A 24,465-nucleotide genomic window follows, 5' to 3' on the forward strand; every position below is an offset into this window, starting at 1 on the left:
TAGTTAAACGTTAAACTTAGAAAAACCATTATTTTATGATTAAAAACTAAAAAAGGTTCGGTTGTATGCTTGACGATTTTTAAAAATATGCGTACGATAATAGCAGGATTTAACGAACAATTTTCCGTTAACCAATTCATCAATTCGTTTTTAGCCTATAAGGAGGGCAATCAAAAATGGAAAAGCTGTTATATACCGGCAAAGCAAAGCAAATGTGGCAAACCGAAGATCCTGACGTTTTACGGGTTGTTTACCTGGATCAGGCAACGATGCTTAACGGTAAGCGTAAGGACCACTTTGACGGAAAGGGCGAAGCAGCCAACGACATCTCAACGCTGGTCTTTGAATACCTGATTGATAACGGCATTCCAACTCACTTCATCAAGCGCCTTTCTGAAAAGGAAGAATTGGTTAAGAAGTGCCACATGTTCCCGCTGGAATTCGTTACGCGCAACGTCTGCGCCGGCCACTTTGCCTCCCGCTTCGGCTTAGAGGATGGCATGGAGCTGGACGAACCGGTTGAAGAAACCTTCTACAAGAGCGATGCCTTGGACGATCCATTCGCCAATGAATCCGACGCGGTTGCCATTAAGGCCTGCACGCATGAAGAATATCAGCAATGCTGGGAACTGGCCCGTCGTTGCAACAAGCTTTTGACGCCATTGTTTAAGAAGGCTGGCATGAAGCTGGTTGACTTCAAGCTGGAATTCGGCAAGCTTTCGGATGGCTCACTGGTGCTGGCTGACGAATTCTCGCCTGACAACTGCCGTCTGTGGGACATCAAGACCAACGCTCACATGGACAAGGACGTCTTCCGCAAGAACCTGGCCGATCTGACCACGACCTATGATGAAGTTTACGCACGCCTGCAAGAAGCCGTTAAGGAGGACTAATCAAATGACTACCGTTCGTATTTACGTTACCTACAAGCAATCTGTTTTTGACCCCCAAGCCGAATCCGTTTTAAATGCCATCCACCAGTTGGGGCATGAAGAAGTCAAGGATCTGACGGTTGGCAAGTTCTTTGATCTGCAGGTTGAAGGCGATCAAGCAGCCGTTGAAAACACGGTTAAGGAAGTAGCTGAATCGCTGCTGGTCAACTTCAACATCGAAACGTACAAGTTTGAAGTGCTGGAGGCGAAATAAATGAAGATTGCGGTCATTCAATTCCCAGGCTCGAACTGTGACATCGACCTGTACTCGGCGCTGCACGATGTCTGCAATGCTGATGTCGAATACGTTTCACACAAGGCCACGAGTCTGGATGGCTTTGATGCGGTTATGCTGCCAGGGGGCTTTTCCTATGGCGACTATCTGCGGGCCGGCGCGATTGCTCGGTTCGCCAACGTTATGCCCGCCGTCATCAAGCTCGCTAATGAAGGCAAGCCGGTTTTTGGTACCTGCAATGGCTTCCAGATTTTAACGGAAGCGGGCCTTTTGCCAGGTGCTCTGAAGAAAAACGACAGCCAAAAGTTCGTCTGTGAAACGGTGCCTTTGGAAGTCGTTAACAACAACACGCTTTTTACCACGCAGTACCAGGCTCACGAACGCATTGCTCTGCCAATTGCACACGGTGAAGGCAGCTACTACGCGGATGAAAAAACCTTGGACGAGCTGGAAGCCAATCATCAAGTCGTGTTCCGCTACGCAAGCGAAAATCCCAACGGCTCTTTACGCAACATTGCAGGGATCGTCAACAAGCGCGGCAACGTATTGGGCATGATGCCCCACCCAGAGCGCGCCGTGGAAGCACTCTTGGGTTCGACGGACGGTTTGCGGCTGTTCAAGTCTTTATTGGAAAACGGCACGGTTAAGACGGAGGCATAATTAGAATGAAGCAAGCAATGACCCCTGAAGAAATTAAGGAAAAGAAACCATATCTCGACTGGAGTCTGTCTGAAAAAGAATATGACTACATCAGCGAAAAGCTGCTGCACCGTTTGCCAAACTACACGGAAACGGGCCTTTACTCGGCAATGTGGTCCGAGCACTGTTCCTACAAAAAGTCCAAGCCAGTGCTGCGGCTGTTCCCCAACAAGAATGACCGGGTTTTGCAAGGGCCTGGTGAAGGTGCCGGTGTCGTTGACATTGATGACGGTCAGGCAGTCGTTTTCAAGGCCGAAAGTCACAACCACCCATCAACGGTTGAGCCATACCAAGGTGCGGCTACTGGGGTCGGCGGGATTTTACGCGACATCTTCAGTATGGGTGCACGGCCAATCGCTTCCTTAGACTCGCTGCACTTTGGCGAATTAAGCGATGCCGAGACGCGGATGAAAGTCGATGGCGTTGTGCGCGGGATTGGCGACTACGGCAACTGCATGGGGATTCCAACCGTCGCTGGTGAAACGACTTTTGATCCTTGCTACAAGGGCAATCTGCTGGTTAATGCCATGAGCGTGGGCTTGATGGACCAAAAGAACCAGCAGGAAGGGAATGCCTCTGGGGTTGGCAATGCCGTGATGTACGTTGGGGCCAAGACTGGTCGTGACGGGATTCACGGGGCCACGTTTGCCTCCGCTGACTTTGGTTCCGGCAACGAATCACAGCACTCAGCCGTTCAAGTCGGTGACCCATTTATGGAAAAACTGCTGATGGAAGCCTGCCTGGAACTGATTCAAGACCATGCGGAATGGCTGGTCGGCATCCAAGACATGGGTGCAGCTGGGATTGTTTCTTCCAGTGCCGAAATGGCTTCTGAAGGTAACTCAGGCATGGATCTGGATCTTGATTTGGTACCGCAGCGCGAACCTGGGATGTCAGCTTATGAGATCATGCTGAGTGAGTCTCAGGAACGGATGCTTTTGTGTGTTAAGAAGGGTCATGAAGAAGACGTTAAAAAGATCTTTGACTACTATGATCTGGAAGTCGTAACGATTGGCCGGATCACGGAAGGTCACCAATACGTCTTGCACCATGATGGTCAGGTTGTCTGTGACATTCCGGTTTCTACGCTAACGGACGACGTTTTGGAAGTTGAATCTGAAGAAAAGAAGCCACAACGTCTGATTGATGCCGAAAAAGTTGCCAACTGGGTTCCTGAAATCGATGACGCCGCAGCAGTCTACCAAGAATTGCTCACGCAGCCAACGATTGCTGACAAGTCATGGATCACGCGTCAATACGACTCACAGGTGCGGACTTCCACGGTGGTTGGTCCCGGCTCTGATGCTGGGGTCATTCGGGTACGCGGAACCAAAAAGGCACTTTCGATGACGACGGATGGCAATGGTCGGCTGGTCTACTTAAACCCGTACGTTGGCGGTAAGATTGCATTGGTTGAAGCCGCTTCTAACATCATTGCCTCAGGTGCTTTACCATTGGCCATTACGGACTGTTTGAACTACGGTGATCCAACCGATCCAGAAATCTTCTGGGAGCTGCACCATTCAATCGAAGGAATGGCTGAGGCCTGCCGCGTCTTTGATACGCCAGTTATTTCCGGTAATGTTTCGCTTTACAATGAAAACAACGGCTCAGCCATCTACCCAACGCCAATGGTCGGCATGGTGGGTCTGATCAAGGATGCTAAGTACGTCATCCCATCCCGTGTTCAGCATGCGGGCGACAAGCTGTATCTGGTCGGCAAGACTGGCGATGACTACGCTGGTTCCGAGCTGCAGAAGATGATGACGGGCGAGATTGCCGGTACGCTGGCTGACTTTGATCTGGAACACGTCCATGACTACCTGAGCCGCCTGCTGAAGGCTGAACAAAGCGGTCTGGTTGCCAGTGCCCACGACTTAAGCGAAGGTGGTTTGGCCGTAGCTGCCGCTGAAACGGTCTTTAAGACGGAACTGGGCTTAAATGCTGATTTCCGCGCATTGGACAAGAAGCAGTTCTTCAGTGAAACGCCAGGCCGGATGCTGGTCAGCGTGGCACCAGAAAATGCAGCGGCCTTTGAAGAAATCATGCAAGACGACGCGATGCCAGCTGGTGAGGTCGCAGCAACGCAATGGCTGGAAATCCATCTTGCTGATGCTGAGCTCAACTTGCCAGTGACTCAAATGCAAAAACTTTGGGAGGAAGCTTTGCCATGCGCAATGAAATCAAAGGACTAAATGAAGAGTGCGGGGTTTTTGGCGTCTTTGGCGTGCCAGAAGCCAACCGGGTCACCTACTTTGGTCTGCACAACCTGCAGCACCGTGGACAAGAGGGGGCCGGGATCGTCACGACTGACGGCGAGCACCTTTATCAGCACCGGGATCGCGGCCTGCTTTCGGAAGTCTTTGCCGATCCAAGCGATATGGAGCGTCTGATCGGGGATGCCGCGATTGGTCACGTTCGCTACGGCACCAGTGGCCATAATTCTATCAACAACGTGCAGCCATTTTTGTTCCATTTTCATGATGGCGACATTGCGATGGCACACAATGGTCAGCTGACCAATGCCGTTACGCTGCGTCGCAAGCTAGAAGACAACGGTGCCGTTTTTCAATCAGATTCAGACACTGAGATTCTGATTCACTTGATTCGGCAAAACATTCACATGGGCTTTATTCCGGCCTTAAAAAAGACGCTGAACATGGTCAAGGGGGGCTTTGCCTTCTTGTTCCTGCAAAAGGATCGGTTGATTGCAGCTTTGGATCCTAATGGTATTCGGCCGCTTTGCCTGGGTCAGATGCCAAATGGCGCCTATGTCGTAACCAGTGAAAGCTGTGCCTTGGATATCGTAGGCGCCAAGCTGATTCGCGATGTCCAGCCAGGCGAGCTGCTGGTGATCGACAAGGATGGTCTGCATGAGGATCGTTATACTGATGATACCAAGCTGGCCATCTGTTCAATGGAATACATCTACTTTGCCCGTCCCGACTCCATTATTCATGGCGTGACGGTGCACAGTGCCCGCAAGCAGATGGGGCGGCTGTTAGCCAAGGAACAGCCAGCACCTGATGCCGACATGGTCATTGGGGTGCCGAACTCCTCGCTTTCTGCAGCTTCTGGTTATGCGGAAGCAGCTGGTCTGCCTTATGAAATGGGGCTGATCAAGAACCAATACGTTGCCCGGACCTTTATCCAGCCAACGCAGGCATTGCGGGAACAAGGCGTTAAGATGAAGCTTTCGGCCGTACGCGGGGTTGTTGCCGGCAAGAACGTAGTCGTAGTCGACGATTCAATCGTACGGGGGACGACATCCAAACAGATCGTCCGGATGCTAAAAGAAGCTGGCGCCAAGTCGGTTCATATGCGGATCGCCTCGCCGCCATTCCGTTTCCCATGTTTTTATGGGATCGACGTTTCCAACCGAGCTGAACTGATGGCGGCTCACTACTCCGTCCCTGAGATGTGTAAATTGATGGAAGCCGACTCATTAGGATTCTTAAGCGTTGATGGCGTCGTTAAGGCCATTAACGTTCCGGATGCCGGTGATGCACCATATGGCGGGCTGACGGTAGCCTACTTTAATGGCGACTACCCAACGCCACTGTATGATTTTGAAGAAGGCTATCTCAAGTCATTGAACGAACAAGAAAAGCGCGCGCGAAAGGAACGACTGTCCAAATGAAGCGGAAACGTTATGAAGAAGCCGGCGTCAACGTTAATGCCGGCTATGAAATGGTAAAAAAGATCAAGGATGCCGTTGCTTCAACTGATCGTCCCGGCGTTGTCGGGGGGATCGGCAGTTTTGGCGGGATGTTTGATCTGACCGCGGTTGCCGGCTTGACGCATCCGATTCTGGTTTCAGGTACGGATGGCGTGGGAACCAAGCTTTTGATCGCCCAAAAGCTGAATCGTCATGACACGATCGGGATCGACTGCGTGGCTATGTGCATCAACGATATCCTGGCCCAGGGCGCGGAACCGCTGTTTTTCCTGGACTATATCGCAACGGGCCACAACACGCCTGACAAGATGGCCCAGATCGTATCTGGCGTGGCAGAAGGCTGCCGTCAAGCCGGGGCAGCCTTGGTTGGCGGGGAAACGGCCGAGATGCCTGACATGTACAGTCAAGATGAATACGATCTGGCTGGCTATGCTACCGGTGTCGTTGATCAAGACAAGATGCTGACGACGGCCTTGCCAAAAGCCGGCGACGTTTTGATCGGGCTGGCCTCATCCGGGATTCACTCTAACGGCTACTCGCTGGTGCGTCAGGTACTGTTTAAGGATAATGACGTTAAGCTCAGTGATCAGCCGGCCGAACTGAATGGCCAAACGGTTGGCGAGGCATTGTTGACGCCTACGCGTATCTATGTCAAGCCGGTGCTGCCGTTGATCAAAAAGGGCCTGATTCACGGGGTCAGCCATATCACTGGTGGCGGGCTGCCGGAAAATCTGCCGCGGATGTTTGCTGATTCGCTGCAGGCCGTGGTTGATGCCAGCACCTGGCCCAAGCTGCCGATTTTCAGCTATCTGCAAAAGATGGGCGACTTGGATGCTGATGATCTGTACGGCACGTTTAACATGGGGCTGGGGATGATTTTAGCTGTGGCGCCAGAAAACGTTGCTGCTGTTCAGGATGCTTTAAAGCAGGCTGGCGAAGACTCATGGCAGATCGGCCGGCTGCAGGATCGACCAGCTGATGAAGAAAAACTGATTATTAAATAAAAGAGGCAAGAACATGAACGTGGCAATTTTTGCCTCGGGGAACGGGACCAATTTTGAGGTGTTGACCAAGCATTTTCAAAATGGCGATATTCCCGGCAAGGAAGCCCTGCTTTTTTGCGATCACCCCGATGCTTACGTAATCAAACGCGCTCAAAGACTGGGCGTTCCATATGAAACTTTTACCGTGAAGTCTTGCGGATCCAAGCAGGCCTATGAAGAAAAAATCATGGCCGTGTTGAAGCAATACGACATTGACTTTATCGTTTTGGCTGGTTATCTGCGCATTATCGGACCAACGATTCTTGATAAGTATGAAGGCAGCATCGTTAATCTGCACCCAGCCTGGCTGCCTGAATATCCGGGCCTGCATTCGATTGAGCGGGCCTTTGCCGATCACCGTAAGGAAACCGGCGTCACGGTCCACTACATTGATTCAAATCTGGATGCCGGAACGATTATTGCGCAGCGCCACGTGCCGATCTATCCTGATGATACGGTTGACACGCTGGAGACACGGGTTCACGAAACCGAGCATGAACTGTATCCAGAAACCGTTAAGAAGATTTTGACTGAACGCATTGCAAAGGAGAAAAACAACCAATGAAACGTGCATTAGTTAGCGTATCTGATAAGACCAACCTGGTGCCTTTCGTCAAGGGCCTGAGTGAAAATGGCTTTGAAATCGTTTCGACTGGTGGAACGAAGAAGACATTGGACGAAGCCGGCATCAAGACCATCAGCATTGAAGAAGTTACCCACTTCCCAGAGATTCTGGATGGTCGGGTTAAGACGCTGAATCCATATGTTCATGGTGGCCTGCTGGCGCGTCGTGACGTTGCAGAACACATGGACACGCTGGACAAATTAAATATCACGCCAATCGATCTGGTCTGTGTCAACCTGTACCCATTCAAGGAAACCATCGAAAAGCCAGACGTTACGCTGGCCGATGCCATTGAAAACATTGATATTGGCGGTCCTTCCATGGTTCGTTCAGCAGCTAAGAACTATCGCGACGTGACGATCGTAACTGATATCAACGATTACGAAACGGTACTTAACGAAATCAAGGCGCACGGCAACACGACGCTGGAAACGCGGACGATGCTGGGGGCCAAGGCATTCCGGACTACGGCGGCCTACGATGCGCTGATCTCGCAATACCTGACCAAGCGCCTGGATTTGGAAGACCCCGAAAAGCTTACGCTGACCTACGACTTGAAGGATACGATGCGCTACGGCGAAAACAGTCATCAAAAGGCTTGGCTGTACGAAGATCCAATTCCTAAGAAGTTCTCAATCCTGGAAGCCGAACAGCTCCACGGCAAGAAGCTTTCCTACAACAACATCAAGGACGCCGATGAAGCGCTGCGCAGCGTACGCGAGTTTGATGAACCAACCGTTGTCGCTATGAAGCACATGAACCCTTGTGGCATTGGCCGCGGCGAAACGCTGGAACAAGCCTGGGATCGTGCCTATGCAGCTGACCCAGTCTCCATTTTTGGCGGCGTTATTGCTTTGAATCGGCCGGTTGATCTGGCAACGGCCGAAAAAATGCGTAAGATCTTCTTGGAAATCATCATTGCGCCTGGCTTTGACGAAGATGCCTATGCCGTTTTGGCCAAGAAGAAGAACATTCGCCTGCTCAAGGTTGACTTCTCAGCCAAGGACGAGCCAACGCGGCATGAAGTCGTTTCCGTCATGGGCGGGGTGCTGATGCAGGAACAGGATACGCTTAAAGAAGACTGGCATGACTGGAAATGCGTCACGGACGTCAAGCCAACTGAAGAACAGCTCAAGACGATGATGTTTGCCTGGAAAGCCGTTAAGCACACCAAGTCCAATGCCATCGTAGTTGCCAACGATGAACGGACGCTGGGCGTGGGCTCTGGTCAGCCTAACCGGATCGATTCTTTGAAGATTGCGGTCAAGCATGCCGGTGATGCCATTGATGATCGGACGGTAATGGCATCTGACGCCTTCTTCCCATTCAACGACTGTGTCAAGTTTGCCGGTGAGCACGGCATTAAGGCCATCGTACAGCCAGGCGGTTCGGTTCGGGATCAAGAATCGATCGACATGGCCAACGAAATGGGAATTGCCATGGTAATGACGGGCGTTCGTCACTTCCGCCACTAATTGCGTTTGCAGGTCCGCAGATTGATTTTCGCGGGCTTTTTTGGGTGAAAGAGGTTTAAAAAATGGAAAAGATGAAATTGCTGGTAATCGGCGCCGGTGGTCGTGAATTTGCCATTGCCAAGAAGCTCAACGAAAGTCCTCGTGTCGACACGGTTTATTGTGCACCGGGCAATATCGGCATGGTGACGGCGGGAATCGTGCCTTTAAACATTGCCGAAGACGATTTTGAGGCACTGATTCAATTTGCTAAGGATCAATCAATTGCCTGGACGTTTGTTGGCCCTGAAGATGCTTTATGTGCTGGGGTCGTTGATGCATTCCAAAAAGCCGGCTTGAAGATTTTTGGCCCCAATCAAGAAGCCGCTCAGCTGGAAGGCTCTAAGGACTACGCGCTGAACTTTATGAACAAGTATCACGTGCCGACTGCCAAGCATGAGACGTTTACGGACCTGAAGTCGGCATTGACGGGGTTAAACGACTTTGCCCGTCCCGTAGTCATCAAAGCCAATGGTCTGCAGGGCGGCAAGGGAGTCGTGATTGCGCAGACGACGCCAGAAGCCGAGGACACGATTACGGAAATGTTTGAGTTGGGCGAAGAAAAGCTGGTCTTGGAAGAATGTCTGGTGGGACCGGAATACTCCATGTTTGTCGTAGTTCAAGACGATCAATACCGGATTTTGCCAATGGCGCAGGATCACAAGCGGGCCTACGATGGCGATAAGGGTCCCAACACGGGTGGTATGGGTGCCTACAGTCCGCTGCCGCAGCTTAGCGATGCCGAGCGTCAGCGCATGATCGATGATGTCGTTGAACCAACCGTCAGCGGGCTGCACCAGGCAGGCTACAACTACCATGGCATCATCTACATTGGTCTGATGCTGACGGCGGATGGCCCGAAAGTCATTGAATATAACGTGCGGCTGGGCGATCCAGAAACGCAGGTCGTCTTGCCACGGCTGAAAACGGACCTGGTTGAGCTGATCGATGCCAACGTCAATGATCAGCCGATGCCTGCCATTGAAGAACGTGACATTGCCGTATTGGGCGTGATTCTGGCTTCTAAGGGCTATCCTAAAAAGCCGGTTCATGGTCAGGCGCTTGGTTCGTTCCCAGCTGCTAAAGACATTGCCATTGACTATGCCAACGTTAAGGGACATCTTGATGAGCTGCATGGTGACGGCGGCCGGCTTTTGATGGTGATTGGCGAGGATGCCGATTTGCAAAAGGCCCAAGACAAGGTTTATGACTATCTGGCTAAATTAGATGAGCCGGAATGCTTCTACCGTCATGACATTGGCGACAAAGCCTTGAAAGATTAATTAAAATAGCGAAAACGGTCGGCGACTCAGTCTGAGCTGCCGGCCGTTTTGATTTGACTGCTGGCCTGTTGATGAGGCGCTGATGATTCGATTGCTGCTGCCCGATTGTTTGCTTTGAAAAGGTCAACGCATGCTTAGGGTGAAACGGAAGCTGATTGCTGGATGGTCTTCGTTTGACGCATTTTATCAAGATCGTTGCCAAGTCAGGATGCTTGTTTAATTATTGCTAGCCGGAAATCCCGTGACTCTAATCGATGCTGGTTGACCAGTTTGTGATTGGCCGAGGGACTGCCTGATCATTGGCGTTTTTGGCTTTTTGTGTTAAAATTAAAAATAGATTAAAATAAAATGAGAGTAAAAGGACGTGGAAAAAATGGAAGACAGCGTCAAGCTCAACATTTTGCAGGAACTGATCCAAATCAATACGGTCAATGGTCATGAGCAGCCGGCTGCTGAATATCTTAAACAGGTATTGAGCGATCATGGTATTGAATCTGATCTGATTGCCCTGGCAGCTGGCCGTACGAATCTGGTTGCTGAGGTTGGCGAACAGGAAGGCCCGGTGCTGGCTTTGGCGGGACATCTTGATACCGTAGACGTTGGCGATTCAAACAAATGGCAGCATAATCCGTTCTGCGGTCAGGTAATTGATGATGCTATCTATGGCCGTGGCAGCGTCGATATGAAAGGCGGCCTGGCAGCAATGGTCAACACCTTGATTGAGCTGAAGGAAGCCGGTCTGCCCAAACATGGCAAGGTTCGCCTGCTGGCAACGGTTGACGAGGAAACTGGCGGTCTGGGCTCGCTTGAACTGACGCGGCAAGGACTGGTCCGCGATGTTGATGCCATGATTGTGGGCGAGGTGACGACCAACCGTTTGGAATACGCACACAGCGGCTCGTTTGACTATCGTGTGAAATCATATGGCCGCCTGGCGCACAGTTCCGATCCCAGTCTGGGTATTAATGCCGTGGCCAATCTGGCGCGCTTTTTTGAATATGAGCGGTATGCGTTTGATGACGTAAAGGCAAGTCCTAGTCTGGGCAGCCTGATTCACAGCGTCACGGTCTTTCACGGCGGTCGCCAGCTCAACTCGATTCCCGACTACGCTTATCTGGAAGGCAACGTGCGGACGATTCCGGAATTTGACAATACGGCGGTGCAGAATCGGCTCCAGACGCTGGTGGATCGTTTGAACGCGGAGATGGATGGTCAGTTTGAATTAGAGGTCGTAGCCAGTTTTATGCCAATGGCGACTGATCCGGCTGATCCGTTCGTTTCCCTGGTGCAGCAGTCATATCAAACCGTTGCTGGGCAATCGCTGCCGCTTGCCATTTCGCACGGTGCCACGGATGCCTCGCGCTACATATTGGATGAGCACCGTTTTCCAATCATTGAATGGGGGCCGGGCCGAGAAGAAATGTCGCATCAGGTTGACGAAAGCCTGTCAGTTGCGGAATATCTGCAGGCTGATCAGATCTACCTGCAGATTGCTAAGGATTTTTTTGGTGATGACTAAAAAACAGGTGGGCGATCAAGACTGCAGGCTGCCATTAGCCAGGCCGGCTGGGTTTGCGGCGATCTTAAGCCGGTTTTAAAATCATGACGAATTAAAAGAATACCCAAAGAGCAGCTGTTTGTCAGTGTTTTACAGAGCATTGGCATCTTACGGAATCAGCAATGCATTAACCAGAAATACCGTCTTCAATTTCAGCCGCCCGGAGTCGATCGGTGAAAGTCGTAAAAAAACTGCCACAGCCGTTGGAATTTTGATACGATAAGGTCAAAAAATGACAATGGAGCGGTGACAATGGAAAAATTCGATCGTCTGGCAAAGCGCGTTGGCAATTTTTTAGAATGCTTTGCCGAAATTTCAATGGCTGTCTTTGGGCTGTGTCTGATTGGCTTTGTTTTTGTCGAACTGTGGCAGTTGGTTAAGCTATCGCCGCTTTTTGCCGGGCACCTAACCTCATTTGACCCAGTATTGGAAAAGATCATTACCTTCTTTCTGCTGTTTGAGTTTTTGGCGATGGCAGCCGCGGCGATGCAGAATCATGGTCATCTGGCAGCCGATTTTTTGATCAGTCTGGGAATCACGGCGTTGTTGAGAGGGCTGATTGCCGAGCATGGCACGCCAACGCAAAACATACTGACCAGTTTGGCGATTCTGGCCTTGATTATTGGCGAGATCTTGATGCATTGGCAAAACAATCGCGAACATCATGACAATAAATGAGTGCTTTCTATTGGCACGAGCAAAAATCTGATTTAAAATATAGCTTGAATTGTTGTGTATTTTATATACGGCTCACTAAAAGAAGAAAGAGGTCAAACGAACAATGGCTAAATTAGTACTGATTCGTCACGGTAAGAGTGAATGGAACAAGTCCAACCAATTTACTGGCTGGGTAGACGTTGACTTGGCTCCAGAAGGTGTTGAACAAGCAAAGGCTGCCGGTAAGGCACTGAAGGAACACGGTCTGGAATTTGACTACGCCTACACTTCTGTTCTGAAGCGTGCAATCAAGACGCTGCACTACGCACTGGAAGAATGCGACCAGCTTTGGATTCCTGAATTCAAGACTTGGCGTCTGAACGAACGTCACTACGGCGCTTTGCAAGGCAAGAACAAGCAAAAGGCTGCTGAAAAGTACGGTGACGAACAAGTGCACATTTGGCGTCGTTCCTACGACGTGCTGCCTCCACTGCTGAGCGCCGATGACGAAGGCTCTGCAGCTAAGGACCGTCGCTACGCCAACCTGGACCCACGCGCCATTCCTGGTGGTGAAAACCTGAAAGTTACGCTGGAACGGGTTATCCCATTGTGGCAAGATGAAATCGCACCAAAGCTGTTGGACAACAAGAACGTTATCATTGCTGCCCACGGTAACTCGCTGCGTGCCCTTTCCAAGTACATCGAAAACATTTCTGACGAAGACATCATGAACCTGGAAATGGCTACTGGCCAACCAGTTGTTTACGACTTCGATGAAAAGCTGAACGTTTTGAGCAAGGAAAAGTACTAATAATTTCTTAAACGTTCTTTAAAGACTCGCGAATCGCTCGCGGGTCTTTTTTCTTTATCGGTCAATAAAAAGCGTTGAGTGATTGACTTACCAAGCAAAAAAAGCAGTCCGGCTTTTGCGCTTAATAACGGCAATCGTACTGAATTTACTCGTTTTAGCCCAGTAACGGTGCTTGGCCGTTGGATCAGTTAAAAAAGCCTTGTTATTTAAGAAGCCGATTCGTGATTTTGTGAAGACTTTGTAAAGCATAGACGTTGACGGTGGTACAATCTCAAAGATGTGTTAAGATACACGAAGAACATTTTTAAGCATAATTAAGTAAAAAGAGGAGAATTGAATTAATGAAACGCAATCACTTGCCTCTCAAAGAATTCATCAACCAATTAAAGAGTACGCTGAAGGGCAAATATAACGCCGCGGTTTGGCCGATTGCCGGTATTACGCTGCTTTACCTGGCGTTGACGGCTCTTTTGGCACTGCTGTTCACTCGCAGCGCCATGATGCTGGGGTATGCCACGATGCTGATTATGTACGGCATGATCAGTCAAGTGCTGCTTGCAGTGGTTGAGGCATTAGGTATCTTGATTTTGTGGTTCTTGGTAACGTTTGGCATGTACTTTGTCAACATGAGCATCCTTTACAGCTACCAGGATCAAATCAAGAACCCTAATCTAAAAGTCAGTGCGACGACAATCTGGAAGCACTTTAAGCATCTGAACAAAAACCAGCTGCTGCGGCTGACGCTTTACAGCAGTCTGTTCATCTTCTTATGGACGCTGCCGTTGGATATCGTGGCAGCCTTGGTAGCCAAGAACCAGGCACTGGTGATCGCAGTTCGGATCGCCAACTTCTTGATTACGTTCTGGAAGACTTTGGAATATTCGCAGGCACCATTGCTGTACCGCGACCAGCAGCCAGCCTTTTTGGGACAGTCAATGCGCCATGCTTTGACAGCTAGTCGTCGCTTTATGGGTGGCAAGAAGCTTTCATTCTTCACGATTGAATTGGTAGTCAGCTTCCTGCCGATGCTGGTATGGGGTGTGATCTTTGGTGGATTGGCCTACTACGGCAATTACACGGCAACCTACTTTGTTATGTATGCCGGCTTGATCATCATGCTGTTGGGCTTTTGCGCCTATGCTCCAGTTGTCTACCTGGCAACGGCTCAATTTTATGAACAAAGCAAGCCGCAATCGCCAATTTCGGTTGAGGATGCTTTCGTTAAGACCTTCAAGCCAGTTGAGGTATTGACTGGCGAGGCTTATGACGATGCTGCTGATGAGCCAGTAGCAGTTGACGATCGTGAGCCGATTGTCGAAAATCAAAAATAATCTTAAGCGTGTCATCAATCATGATGGCGCGTTTTTTATTTGCCAAGAATTTAATTTAGGTGATTTGATAGGAAATGAAGCAGCTGATTTAAAAGCACAAGTTTGTGATCATGAAATCTAACGATGGTTAAAAATGGATAACGATTACAATTTTCGGTAATCATACAACGTTTTGCCGGGAGGGTAACAAAGCCGTTCTGCTTTATTGATTTTTTTGAAAAAGTTTGAATTTGTCGTTGACATTTGATTGTAACCTCGGTATATTAGATAACGTTGTCGCGGCGATGAGCTGTTGATCACTTGAGATTAACGACTTTTCGTCTAACCATCAAGAAAAGTTATTCAAAAAACTTCTTGACAGGTAGTTGACAATTTGTTAAACTGATTAAGTTGCTTGCTTGAAGCAAGCGGGCAACGGTAGACCTTTGAAAACTGAATACAGTTTCGACGAACACAAATGTGCAGGGTCATCAATCATTACGATTGATGCAAAAACATTTGCGAAGTCAATTCGCTTAATTTAAATTTGAGCTTTTCAAGTTCTTATATTTTATATGAGAGTTTGATCCTGGCTCAGGATGAACGCCGGCGGTGTGCCTAATACATGCAAGTCGAACGCGTTGGCCCAACTGATTGAACGTGCTTGCACGGACTTGACGTTGGTTTACCAGCGAGTGGCGGACGGGTGAGTAACACGTAGGTAACCTGCCCCAAAGCGGGGGATAACATTTGGAAACAGATGCTAATACCGCATAACAATTTGAATCGCATGATTCAAATTTAAAAGATGGCTTCGGCTATCACTTTGGGATGGACCTGCGGCGCATTAGCTTGTTGGTAGGGTAACGGCCTACCAAGGCTGTGATGCGTAGCCGAGTTGAGAGACTGATCGGCCACAATGGAACTGAGACACGGTCCATACTCCTACGGGAGGCAGCAGTAGGGAATCTTCCACAATGGGCGCAAGCCTGATGGAGCAACACCGCGTGAGTGAAGAAGGGTTTCGGCTCGTAAAGCTCTGTTGTTAGAGAAGAACGTGCGTGAGAGCAACTGTTCACGCAGTGACGGTATCTAACCAGAAAGTCACGGCTAACTACGTGCCAGCAGCCGCGGTAATACGTAGGTGGCAAGCGTTATCCGGATTTATTGGGCGTAAAGCGAGCGCAGGCGGTTTGATAAGTCTGATGTGAAAGCCTTTGGCTTAACCAAAGAAGTGCATCGGAAACTGTCAGACTTGAGTGCAGAAGAGGACAGTGGAACTCCATGTGTAGCGGTGGAATGCGTAGATATATGGAAGAACACCAGTGGCGAAGGCGGCTGTCTGGTCTGCAACTGACGCTGAGGCTCGAAAGCATGGGTAGCGAACAGGATTAGATACCCTGGTAGTCCATGCCGTAAACGATGAGTGCTAGGTGTTGGAGGGTTTCCGCCCTTCAGTGCCGCAGCTAACGCATTAAGCACTCCGCCTGGGGAGTACGACCGCAAGGTTGAAACTCAAAGGAATTGACGGGGGCCCGCACAAGCGGTGGAGCATGTGGTTTAATTCGAAGCTACGCGAAGAACCTTACCAGGTCTTGACATCTTGCGCCAACCCTAGAGATAGGGCGTTTCCTTCGGGAACGCAATGACAGGTGGTGCATGGTCGTCGTCAGCTCGTGTCGTGAGATGTTGGGTTAAGTCCCGCAACGAGCGCAACCCTTGTTACTAGTTGCCAGCATTCAGTTGGGCACTCTAGTGAGACTGCCGGTGACAAACCGGAGGAAGGTGGGGACGACGTCAGATCATCATGCCCCTTATGACCTGGGCTACACACGTGCTACAATGGACGGTACAACGAGTCGCGAACTCGCGAGGGTAAGCTAATCTCTTAAAACCGTTCTCAGTTCGGACTGCAGGCTGCAACTCGCCTGCACGAAGTCGGAATCGCTAGTAATCGCGGATCAGCATGCCGCGGTGAATACGTTCCCGGGCCTTGTACACACCGCCCGTCACACCATGAGAGTTTGCAACACCCAAAGTCGGTGGGGTAACCCTTCGGGGAGCTAGCCGCCTAAGGTGGGGCAGATGATTAGGGTGAAGTCGTAACAAGGTAGCCGTAGGAGAACCTGCGGCTGGATCACCTCCTTTCTAAGGAATTAATCGGAAACCTGCACATTCGTTGAAACTGCGTTCAGTTTTGAGGGGTCTACCCTCAGCTTGTACTTTGAAAACTAAATAATATTTATTTCTTTATTCACAATTAAACCGAGAACACCGCGTTATTTGAGTTTTATTAACGAAATTAATCGCATACTCAATAACTGAGGTGATCGTAAGATCATCAAGGTTAAGTTATGAAGGGCGCATGGTGAATGCCTTGGTACTAGGAGCCGATGAAGGACGGGACTAACACCGATATGCTTCGGGGAGCGGTAAGTACGCTTTGATCCGGAGATTTCCGAATGGGGAAACCCAATCATCTTAGTCGATGATTGCCTGAGCAGTGAATACATAGCTGTCAGGCGGTAGACGCAGTGAACTGAAACATCTAAGTAGCTGCAGGAAGAGAAAGAAAATTCGATTCCCCGAGTAGCGGCGAGCGAAACGGGAAGAGCCCAAACCAACGAGCTTGCTTGTTGGGGTTGTAGGACTGAACATTTGAGTTACCAAAGTGCGACGTAGTTGAAGTCGTTGGGAAGCGACGCCAAAGATGGTGATAGCCCAGTAAACGAAACGTCACACTCTCAGTTCAGGATCCTGAGTACGGCGGGACACGTGAAACCCCGTCGGAATCCGCGAGGACCATCTCGCAAGGCTAAATACTCCCTAGTGACCGATAGTGAACCAGTACCGTGAGGGAAAGGTGAAAAGCACCCCGGGAGGGGAGTGAAACAGTTCCTGAAACCATGTGCCTACAAGCTGTCGGAGCACATTTACGTGTGACGGCGTGCCTCTTGCAGAATGAACCGGCGAGTCATGATTGCGTGCAAGGTTAAGGTGGAAAAACCGGAGCCGCAGCGAAAGCGAGTCTGAAATGGGCGTACGAAGTACGCAGTTATGTACCCGAAACCAGGTGACCTACCCATGTCCAGGTTGAAGGTGCGGTAAAACGCACTGGAGGACCGAACCCGTATCAGTTGAAAATGGTTGGGATGAGGTGTGGGTAGCGGTGAAATTCCAAACGAACTTGGAGATAGCTGGTTCTCTCCGAAATCTCTTTAGGGGGAGCCTCGAGGTTTAGAATCATGGAGGTAGAGCACTGTTTGGACTAGGGGCCCGTCATGGGTTACTGACTTCAGATAAACTCCGAATGCCATTGATTTTTACTCGGGAGTCACACGGTGAGTGATAAGATCCATCGTGGAAAGGGGAACAGCCCAGATCATCAGCTAAGGTCCCTAAATATATGCTAAGTGGAAAAGGATGTGGAATTGCACAGACAACTAGGATGTTGGCTCAGAAGCAGCCATCATTTAAAGAGTGCGTAATAGCTCACTAGTCGAGTGACTCTGCGCCGAAAATGTACCGGGGCTAAGCATATTACCGAAGCTATGGATGCATCCATCAGGATGCGTGGTAGGAGAGCGTTCCAAGGGCGATGAAGTCAGACCGTAAGGACTGGTGGAGCGCTTGGAAGTGAGAATGCCGGTATGAGTAGCGAAAGACAGGTGAGAATCCTGTCCACCGAATGACTAAGGTTTCCTGGGGAAGGCTCGTCCTCCCAGGGTTAGTCGGGACCTAAGTCGAGGCCGAGAGGCGTAGACGATGGACAACAGGTTGATATTCCTGTACCAGTTGATTGTGCTTGAGTGATGGAGTGACGCAGAAGGCTAAGCGATCCGGACGATTGGAAGTGTCCGGCCAAGCAGCAAGTCAGTTGATGAGTCAAATGCTTATCAGCGGGTTGACAAGCTGTGACGGGGAGCGAAATTATAGTAGCGAAGTCGTTGATGTCACGCTGCCGAGAAAAGCTTCTAGCGAATAATCAACTGCCCGTACCGCAAACCGACACAGGTAGTCGAGGAGAGCATCCTAAGGTGAGCGAGCGAACTCTCGTTAAGGAACTCGGCAAAATGACCCCGTAACTTCGGGAGAAGGGGTGCTGATCGCAAGATCAGCCGCAGTGAAAAGGCCCAGGCGACTGTTTATCAAAAACACAGGTTTCTGCAAAATCGTAAGATGAAGTATAGGGGCTGACGCCTGCCCGGTGCTGGAAGGTTAAAAGGAAGAGTTAGCTTCGGCGAAGCCCTGAATTGAAGCCCCAGTAAACGGCGGCCGTAACTATAACGGTCCTAAGGTAGCGAAATTCCTTGTCGGGTAAGTTCCGACCCGCACGAAAGGCGTAACGATCTGGGCACTGTCTCAACGAGAGACTCGGTGAAATTGAATTGCCTGTGAAGATGCAGGCTACCCGCGACAGGACGGAAAGACCCCATGGAGCTTTACTGTAGCTTGATATTGAGTGCTTGTACTGCTTGTACAGGATAGGTAGGAGCCATAGAAGCCAGGACGCTAGTTTTGGCAGAGGCGTTGGTGGGATACTACCCTTGCATTATGATCACTCTAACCCGCACCACTGATCGTGGTGGGAGACAGTGTCAGGTGGGCAGTTTGACTGGGGCGGTCGCCTCCCAAAAGATAACGGAGGCGCCCAAAGGTTCGCTCAGAATGGTTGGAAATCATTCGCAGAGTGTAAAGGCACAAGCGAGCTTGACTGCGAGACAGACAGGTCGAGCAGGGACGAAAGTCGGGCTTAGTGATCCGGTGGTTCCGCATGGAAGGGCCATCGCTCAACGGATAAAAGCTACCCTGGGGATAACAGGCTTATCTCCCCCAAGAGTCCACATCGACGGGGAGGTTTGGCACCTCGATGTCGGCTCATCGCATCCTGGGGCTGTAGTCGGTCCCAAGGGTTGGGCTGTTCGCCCATTAAAGCGGTACGCGAGCTGGGTTCAGAACGTCGTGAGACAGTTCGGTCCCTATCCGTCGCGGGCGTAGGAAATTTGAGAGGACCTGTCCTTAGTACGAGAGGACCGGGATGGACATACCGCTGGTGTACCAGTTGTTCCGCCAGGAGCATCGCTGGGTAGCTATGTATGGATGAGATAAACGCTGAAAGCATCTAAGCGTGAAACTCGCCTCAAGATGAGATTTCCCATTCCTTATGGAAGTAAGACCCCTCAGAGATGATGAGGTAGATAGGATGGAAGTGGAAGTGCCGCGAGGCATGGAGCGGACCATTACTAATCGGTCGAGGACTTAACCAAGTTTAGGGTGTTTCGATTGAACGTGAGAAGAATAGATATTGTTTAGTTTTGAGAGTGCAAGCTCTCAATCCTGAAAAGGATTAGTGTGGTGATGATGGCTTGAAGGATACACCTGTTCCCATGCCGAACACAGAAGTTAAGCTTCAACGCGCCGAAAGTAGTTGGGGGATCGCTCCCTGCGAGGATAGGGCATTGCCATGCAGATTAAAAACGTCACGGTCAGATGATCGTGACGTTTTTTTGTCGTATCGACTTTTGAAGGCCTTTGTTAAACTGTATTGATAATGCGGATTGATTTCCTGCCTCAAAAATGAAGTGGGGATTTTTTGAATGCAATCAAGGAGTTAAAACCTAGGAAAATCTATTATCAAACTATGGCTGCTAACTCATACTGACAGCAGACAAACCGGAACTATTAGAAGATCGAAGTTGATATGATTCAATGACTGATGAAACCTGAGAAGCTTGATAACAATAAGATTCAATTGATCTGCAGGTGTCGAACAAGAAAAATTAAGTGGATTTGGTGCTGCGCTTGTGAAGGAAAGCTTGAGTGAACAGCATAAAGAGGACCAAATTACCTACGATTGGCTGATTTGATTCCAGAAGTAGGTAATTGTAGGGAGTGTAAATAAAATTGTTTGTGTAAATTTAAAGGAGGAATTGAAAAAGGGAAAGCCCTCCCCGTATGATTGAAATCGCAAAAACCAATCAGAATACGGAGGCTTTCCCCATGGAAGATTTATCATTACCGCGCTACTGGCAGATGACGATTCGGCTTTAAAAGAACTGTTTTGGGCCCAAGTTGAAGATGCCGTCAATCAGTTCCTGCAAAATGAGATAACTGCCGTTGAATGTTTGGCAGTTGTTAATGGACAGACTCTTTTCTACCAATACTCTGTTTTACCTTTTATCTTTTTAGTCATATTAGACTCACTTCCAATTAGAATTGCCTTCAAAATGATTATGCCGGGGTGTGCTTAAAATGTAGCGGCAGATAAAAATATTTACTGATTTTCAATTGGCGGCTGCTTTAGATTTGAAGGAATCGTGCCAATTGTCAGTTTTGGGTTTTATTGCGTCAAAATAAGCGTTACACTAGCCTTTGTGCAATTTTGTAGAGAAAAGAGAGTGAATTTATCTAATGGACGAAGAAGCGACGAGACCTTCTCACCAACTCAACATGCTTGAGGGTGGCATCTTCGGTAAAATGTGTAAAGTAGCGATTCCAATTGCTTTGATGAGTACCTTGCAGCAGCTGTTTAATGCGACTGATATGGCGGTAGCTGGGCGTTTTGCCTCAAGTAATGCCATGGCCGCGGTAGGTTCCAATGCGCCAGTCATCAATATCGTGGTGATGCTGTTTACAGGACTTTCAATTGGTTCAAACGTATTGATTGCTGGTTTGGTTGGGGCAGGCAAGAAAGAACGAGTCAACGCGGCGATGCATACTGGTTTTTCGGTGGCATTGATCAGTGGGCTGATTATGCTGACGGTCGGCTGCCTGATTGCTAAGCCGATTTTAGGTCTGCTTGATACACCAGCCAGTATTATGCCGTTAGCGGTCAGCTATTTAAAACTGTACTTTCTTGGTATGCCGTTTTTAATGATTTATGATTTTGGCAATGCAGTTTTAAGAGCAGTTGGCGATACCAAGCGACCTTTGTTTTGTTTAATGTTTTCGGGAATGGTCAATGTGGTTTTGAACCTGATTTTGGTAATTGGCTTTCAGATGAGTTCGGATGGAACGGCAATTGCTACGACTATTGCCAATGCAGTCAGCGCGGCTTTAATCTACCGCCTCTTGGTTAAGGAAACCGGCATGCTGCACTTTGATTGGAAAAAGCTGGCATTAAATCGTACCTATCTGAAACGAATCATTGCAATTGGGGGACCAGCTGGCTTGCAAGGAATGATTTTCTCAGTATCCAATATCGTTATTCAGGCAGCCATTAACCATTTTGGCGCGGCCTGTGTGGCTGGTAATTCGGCTGGTTTGAATTTTGAATATATCAGCTATTTCTTTGTTAATGGTTTTGCCCAGGCAACGGTTACTTTTATCAGTCAAAACTATGCAGCACATCAATATCAGCGTTGTCGCAGAATTGCCCGAGTCGCAATGGTCAGTGCTATTTTATTTACGACGATCGTTTCAAGTGCTTTTTATCTGTTCCGTTATCCATTGGTTGATGATATCTTCTCAACCAATCCGGCAGTCGTCCATTATGCAATTATTCGGATCACCTTTATCGCGCTGTTAGAACCGTTAACGGCAACTTATGAGATTGCTGGCGGCAGTCTGCGCGGAATTGGTCACTCAATGGCACCAGCCGTTATTACCCTGGTAGGCTGCTGCATTTTGCGGGTTGTTTATATTGCTGTCATGCTGCCACATTTCACGAGCTTTACTCAAGTGGCACTGATCTATCCGGTTACCTGGATTATTACTGGAACGGCAGTAATGCTTTTATATGAAGCAGTAACGCGCAAAGCTTACGTAACAGAGAATCCAGCAGTGACTCCCAATTCTGAGATGCAATTGATGCCTCATCATTAATTAATTCGTTATGCCCAATTCTTTTCCAATTAGAATTGGGTTTTCTTTTTGAAGCGAATCCTTAATTCTTGGCTGATGATCAGTGCGAACATACAGCATCCACCGACAGGATTTAGTGACTGTTGCAATGATGATTGACTGGAAGATTTAGTCGTGAGTCGGAAAATGCTGAGAAAAGATTGCCGGTTGACTAGCTTGTGGAGGAAAACAATGATGTAATACTCCCGCTTAAACATTACCTAATTCCCGTCTAGTGTTTAATTAAAATGATAAATTAGCAGTTAAAGTGCTTGCTGATCAGCCTAAACAAAAGAAATTGAAAAATCGTCGAAAACCTATTGACGATGACTGTTAAAACCTGTATAGTTATATACCGTTGTCACGGCGTAGGGCTGATGACGATAAGTAACAAAATCAAATTAATGGTTGACAGATTGATTCGATTTTGTTAAACTATAAAAGTTGTCGATTGATGAGTGATGACTTGTTTAATAAAGCAATTTGAAAAAAGTTGTTGACTTGCTTCAAATGATATGTTAAACTTAAATACGTCATCGAAGTAATCAAATCGATGCATGGTAGACCTTTGAAAACTGAATACAGTTTCGACGAACACAAATGTGCAGGGTCATCAATCATTACGATTGATGCAAAAACATTTGCGAAGTCAATTCGCTTAATTTAAATTTGAGCTTTTCAAGTTCTTATATTTTATATGAGAGTTTGATCCTGGCTCAGGATGAACGCCGGCGGTGTGCCTAATACATGCAAGTCGAACGCGTTGGCCCAACTGATTGAACGTGCTTGCACGGACTTGACGTTGGTTTACCAACGAGTGGCGGACGGGTGAGTAACACGTAGGTAACCTGCCCCAAAGCGGGGGATAACATTTGGAAACAGATGCTAATACCGCATAACAATTTGAATCGCATGATTCAAATTTAAAAGATGGCTTCGGCTATCACTTTGGGATGGACCTGCGGCGCATTAGCTTGTTGGTAGGGTAACGGCCTACCAAGGCTGTGATGCGTAGCCGAGTTGAGAGACTGATCGGCCACAATGGAACTGAGACACGGTCCATACTCCTACGGGAGGCAGCAGTAGGGAATCTTCCACAATGGGCGCAAGCCTGATGGAGCAACACCGCGTGAGTGAAGAAGGGTTTCGGCTCGTAAAGCTCTGTTGTTAGAGAAGAACGTGCGTGAGAGCAACTGTTCACGCAGTGACGGTATCTAACCAGAAAGTCACGGCTAACTACGTGCCAGCAGCCGCGGTAATACGTAGGTGGCAAGCGTTATCCGGATTTATTGGGCGTAAAGCGAGCGCAGGCGGTTTGATAAGTCTGATGTGAAAGCCTTTGGCTTAACCAAAGAAGTGCATCGGAAACTGTCAGACTTGAGTGCAGAAGAGGACAGTGGAACTCCATGTGTAGCGGTGGAATGCGTAGATATATGGAAGAACACCAGTGGCGAAGGCGGCTGTCTGGTCTGCAACTGACGCTGAGGCTCGAAAGCATGGGTAGCGAACAGGATTAGATACCCTGGTAGTCCATGCCGTAAACGATGAGTGCTAGGTGTTGGAGGGTTTCCGCCCTTCAGTGCCGCAGCTAACGCATTAAGCACTCCGCCTGGGGAGTACGACCGCAAGGTTGAAACTCAAAGGAATTGACGGGGGCCCGCACAAGCGGTGGAGCATGTGGTTTAATTCGAAGCTACGCGAAGAACCTTACCAGGTCTTGACATCTTGCGCCAACCCTAGAGATAGGGCGTTTCCTTCGGGAACGCAATGACAGGTGGTGCATGGTCGTCGTCAGCTCGTGTCGTGAGATGTTGGGTTAAGTCCCGCAACGAGCGCAACCCTTGTTACTAGTTGCCAGCATTCAGTTGGGCACTCTAGTGAGACTGCCGGTGACAAACCGGAGGAAGGTGGGGACGACGTCAGATCATCATGCCCCTTATGACCTGGGCTACACACGTGCTACAATGGACGGTACAACGAGTCGCGAACTCGCGAGGGCAAGCTAATCTCTTAAAACCGTTCTCAGTTCGGACTGCAGGCTGCAACTCGCCTGCACGAAGTCGGAATCGCTAGTAATCGCGGATCAGCATGCCGCGGTGAATACGTTCCCGGGCCTTGTACACACCGCCCGTCACACCATGAGAGTTTGCAACACCCAAAGTCGGTGGGGTAACCCTTCGGGGAGCTAGCCGCCTAAGGTGGGGCAGATGATTAGGGTGAAGTCGTAACAAGGTAGCCGTAGGAGAACCTGCGGCTGGATCACCTCCTTTCTAAGGAATT

Annotated in this window: 14 protein-coding genes and 4 rRNA genes; all 18 read left to right on the plus strand. The window is 49.2% G+C overall.

Annotation, left to right across the window (positions count from 1 at the left end; all coding sequences use genetic code 11):
• Positions 1–176 precede the first annotated feature (176 nt).
• The 18 genes from purC to H0G69_RS00645 all read left to right on the plus strand — a co-directional run bounded on the left by purC (position 177) and on the right by H0G69_RS00645 (position 24,455).
• On the plus strand, positions 177–893 hold the full coding sequence (gene purC / locus H0G69_RS00560) for a phosphoribosylaminoimidazolesuccinocarboxamide synthase (protein ID WP_033934858.1): 717 nt from the start codon (positions 177–179) through the stop codon (positions 891–893).
• 4 nt (positions 894–897) lie between these two features.
• Positions 898–1,146, plus strand: coding sequence for a phosphoribosylformylglycinamidine synthase subunit PurS (purS, locus tag H0G69_RS00565; protein WP_006499343.1), 249 nt, complete (start codon positions 898–900; stop codon positions 1,144–1,146).
• Positions 1,147–1,827, plus strand: a complete 681-nt coding sequence (gene purQ / locus H0G69_RS00570) for a phosphoribosylformylglycinamidine synthase subunit PurQ (protein WP_048345595.1) — start codon at positions 1,147–1,149, stop codon at positions 1,825–1,827.
• Positions 1,828–1,832: 5 nt separating this feature from the next.
• A complete protein-coding gene (gene purL / locus H0G69_RS00575) occupies positions 1,833–4,061 on the plus strand; it encodes a phosphoribosylformylglycinamidine synthase subunit PurL (protein WP_180304936.1) in 2,229 nt (742 codons plus the stop codon).
• A complete protein-coding gene (gene purF, locus H0G69_RS00580) occupies positions 4,037–5,506 on the plus strand; it encodes an amidophosphoribosyltransferase (protein ID WP_180304937.1) in 1,470 nt (489 codons plus the stop codon). Before purL ends, purF begins: the two co-directional genes overlap by 25 nt.
• Positions 5,503–6,549 (plus strand): phosphoribosylformylglycinamidine cyclo-ligase, encoded by a 1,047-nt coding sequence (gene purM / locus H0G69_RS00585; RefSeq protein ID WP_180304938.1) that lies wholly within the window; start codon positions 5,503–5,505, stop codon positions 6,547–6,549. Before purF ends, purM begins: the two co-directional genes overlap by 4 nt.
• A gap of 13 nt (positions 6,550–6,562) precedes the next feature.
• The gene (gene purN, locus H0G69_RS00590) at positions 6,563–7,153 is read left to right on the plus strand and encodes a phosphoribosylglycinamide formyltransferase (protein WP_034539043.1); all 591 of its coding nucleotides are present in this window, start codon (positions 6,563–6,565) and stop codon (positions 7,151–7,153) included.
• Entirely contained in the window at positions 7,150–8,688 is a 1,539-nt protein-coding gene (gene purH / locus H0G69_RS00595) for a bifunctional phosphoribosylaminoimidazolecarboxamide formyltransferase/IMP cyclohydrolase (RefSeq protein WP_180304939.1), read from the plus strand. Before purN ends, purH begins: the two co-directional genes overlap by 4 nt.
• A 62-nt stretch (positions 8,689–8,750) precedes the next feature.
• Positions 8,751–10,007, plus strand: a complete 1,257-nt coding sequence (purD, locus tag H0G69_RS00600) for a phosphoribosylamine--glycine ligase (protein ID WP_180304940.1) — start codon at positions 8,751–8,753, stop codon at positions 10,005–10,007.
• Between the two features lie 373 nt (positions 10,008–10,380).
• Complete coding sequence (locus tag H0G69_RS00605) at positions 10,381–11,526, plus strand: ArgE/DapE family deacylase (RefSeq protein ID WP_180305359.1); 1,146 nt, start codon at positions 10,381–10,383, stop codon at positions 11,524–11,526.
• Between the two features lie 291 nt (positions 11,527–11,817).
• A complete protein-coding gene (locus H0G69_RS00610; RefSeq protein WP_034539047.1) occupies positions 11,818–12,243 on the plus strand; it encodes a phosphate-starvation-inducible PsiE family protein in 426 nt (141 codons plus the stop codon).
• Between the two features lie 103 nt (positions 12,244–12,346).
• Complete coding sequence (locus H0G69_RS00615) at positions 12,347–13,033, plus strand: 2,3-diphosphoglycerate-dependent phosphoglycerate mutase (protein WP_006499355.1); 687 nt, start codon at positions 12,347–12,349, stop codon at positions 13,031–13,033.
• Between the two features lie 341 nt (positions 13,034–13,374).
• A complete protein-coding gene (locus H0G69_RS00620; RefSeq protein ID WP_180304941.1) occupies positions 13,375–14,364 on the plus strand; it encodes a hypothetical protein in 990 nt (329 codons plus the stop codon).
• 550 nt (positions 14,365–14,914) lie between these two features.
• Positions 14,915–16,491, plus strand: a 16S ribosomal RNA gene (locus H0G69_RS00625).
• 197 nt (positions 16,492–16,688) lie between these two features.
• A 23S ribosomal RNA gene (locus H0G69_RS00630) occupies positions 16,689–19,610 on the plus strand.
• Between the two features lie 84 nt (positions 19,611–19,694).
• A 5S ribosomal RNA gene (rrf, locus tag H0G69_RS00635) occupies positions 19,695–19,811 on the plus strand.
• Together the 16S, 23S and 5S rRNA genes form the textbook arrangement of a ribosomal RNA operon.
• Positions 19,812–20,754: 943 nt before the next feature.
• Complete coding sequence (locus H0G69_RS00640) at positions 20,755–22,167, plus strand: MATE family efflux transporter (protein WP_240164356.1); 1,413 nt, start codon at positions 20,755–20,757, stop codon at positions 22,165–22,167.
• Positions 22,168–22,878: 711 nt separating this feature from the next.
• A 16S ribosomal RNA gene (locus H0G69_RS00645) occupies positions 22,879–24,455 on the plus strand.
• Positions 24,456–24,465 lie beyond the last annotated feature (10 nt).

Source organism: Limosilactobacillus mucosae, assembly GCF_013423865.1.
GTDB lineage: Bacteria > Bacillota > Bacilli > Lactobacillales > Lactobacillaceae > Limosilactobacillus > Limosilactobacillus mucosae.

What these genes read in the sequence shown, in the direction of transcription:
- purC (WP_033934858.1), top strand. Translation starts at nt 177, where the DNA reads ATGGAAAAGCTGTTATATACCGGCAAAGCAAAGCAAATGTGGCAAACC.
- H0G69_RS00610 (WP_034539047.1), top strand. Translation starts at nt 11,818, where the DNA reads ATGGAAAAATTCGATCGTCTGGCAAAGCGCGTTGGCAATTTTTTAGAA.
- H0G69_RS00620 (WP_180304941.1), top strand. Translation starts at nt 13,375, where the DNA reads ATGAAACGCAATCACTTGCCTCTCAAAGAATTCATCAACCAATTAAAG.
- H0G69_RS00605 (WP_180305359.1), top strand. Translation starts at nt 10,381, where the DNA reads ATGGAAGACAGCGTCAAGCTCAACATTTTGCAGGAACTGATCCAAATC.
- purF (WP_180304937.1), top strand. Translation starts at nt 4,037, where the DNA reads ATGCGCAATGAAATCAAAGGACTAAATGAAGAGTGCGGGGTTTTTGGC.
- H0G69_RS00640 (WP_240164356.1), top strand. Translation starts at nt 20,755, where the DNA reads ATGGACGAAGAAGCGACGAGACCTTCTCACCAACTCAACATGCTTGAG.
- purS (WP_006499343.1), top strand. Translation starts at nt 898, where the DNA reads ATGACTACCGTTCGTATTTACGTTACCTACAAGCAATCTGTTTTTGAC.
- purQ (WP_048345595.1), top strand. Translation starts at nt 1,147, where the DNA reads ATGAAGATTGCGGTCATTCAATTCCCAGGCTCGAACTGTGACATCGAC.
- purM (WP_180304938.1), top strand. Translation starts at nt 5,503, where the DNA reads ATGAAGCGGAAACGTTATGAAGAAGCCGGCGTCAACGTTAATGCCGGC.
- purH (WP_180304939.1), top strand. Translation starts at nt 7,150, where the DNA reads ATGAAACGTGCATTAGTTAGCGTATCTGATAAGACCAACCTGGTGCCT.
- purD (WP_180304940.1), top strand. Translation starts at nt 8,751, where the DNA reads ATGGAAAAGATGAAATTGCTGGTAATCGGCGCCGGTGGTCGTGAATTT.
- H0G69_RS00615 (WP_006499355.1), top strand. Translation starts at nt 12,347, where the DNA reads ATGGCTAAATTAGTACTGATTCGTCACGGTAAGAGTGAATGGAACAAG.
- purL (WP_180304936.1), top strand. Translation starts at nt 1,833, where the DNA reads ATGAAGCAAGCAATGACCCCTGAAGAAATTAAGGAAAAGAAACCATAT.
- purN (WP_034539043.1), top strand. Translation starts at nt 6,563, where the DNA reads ATGAACGTGGCAATTTTTGCCTCGGGGAACGGGACCAATTTTGAGGTG.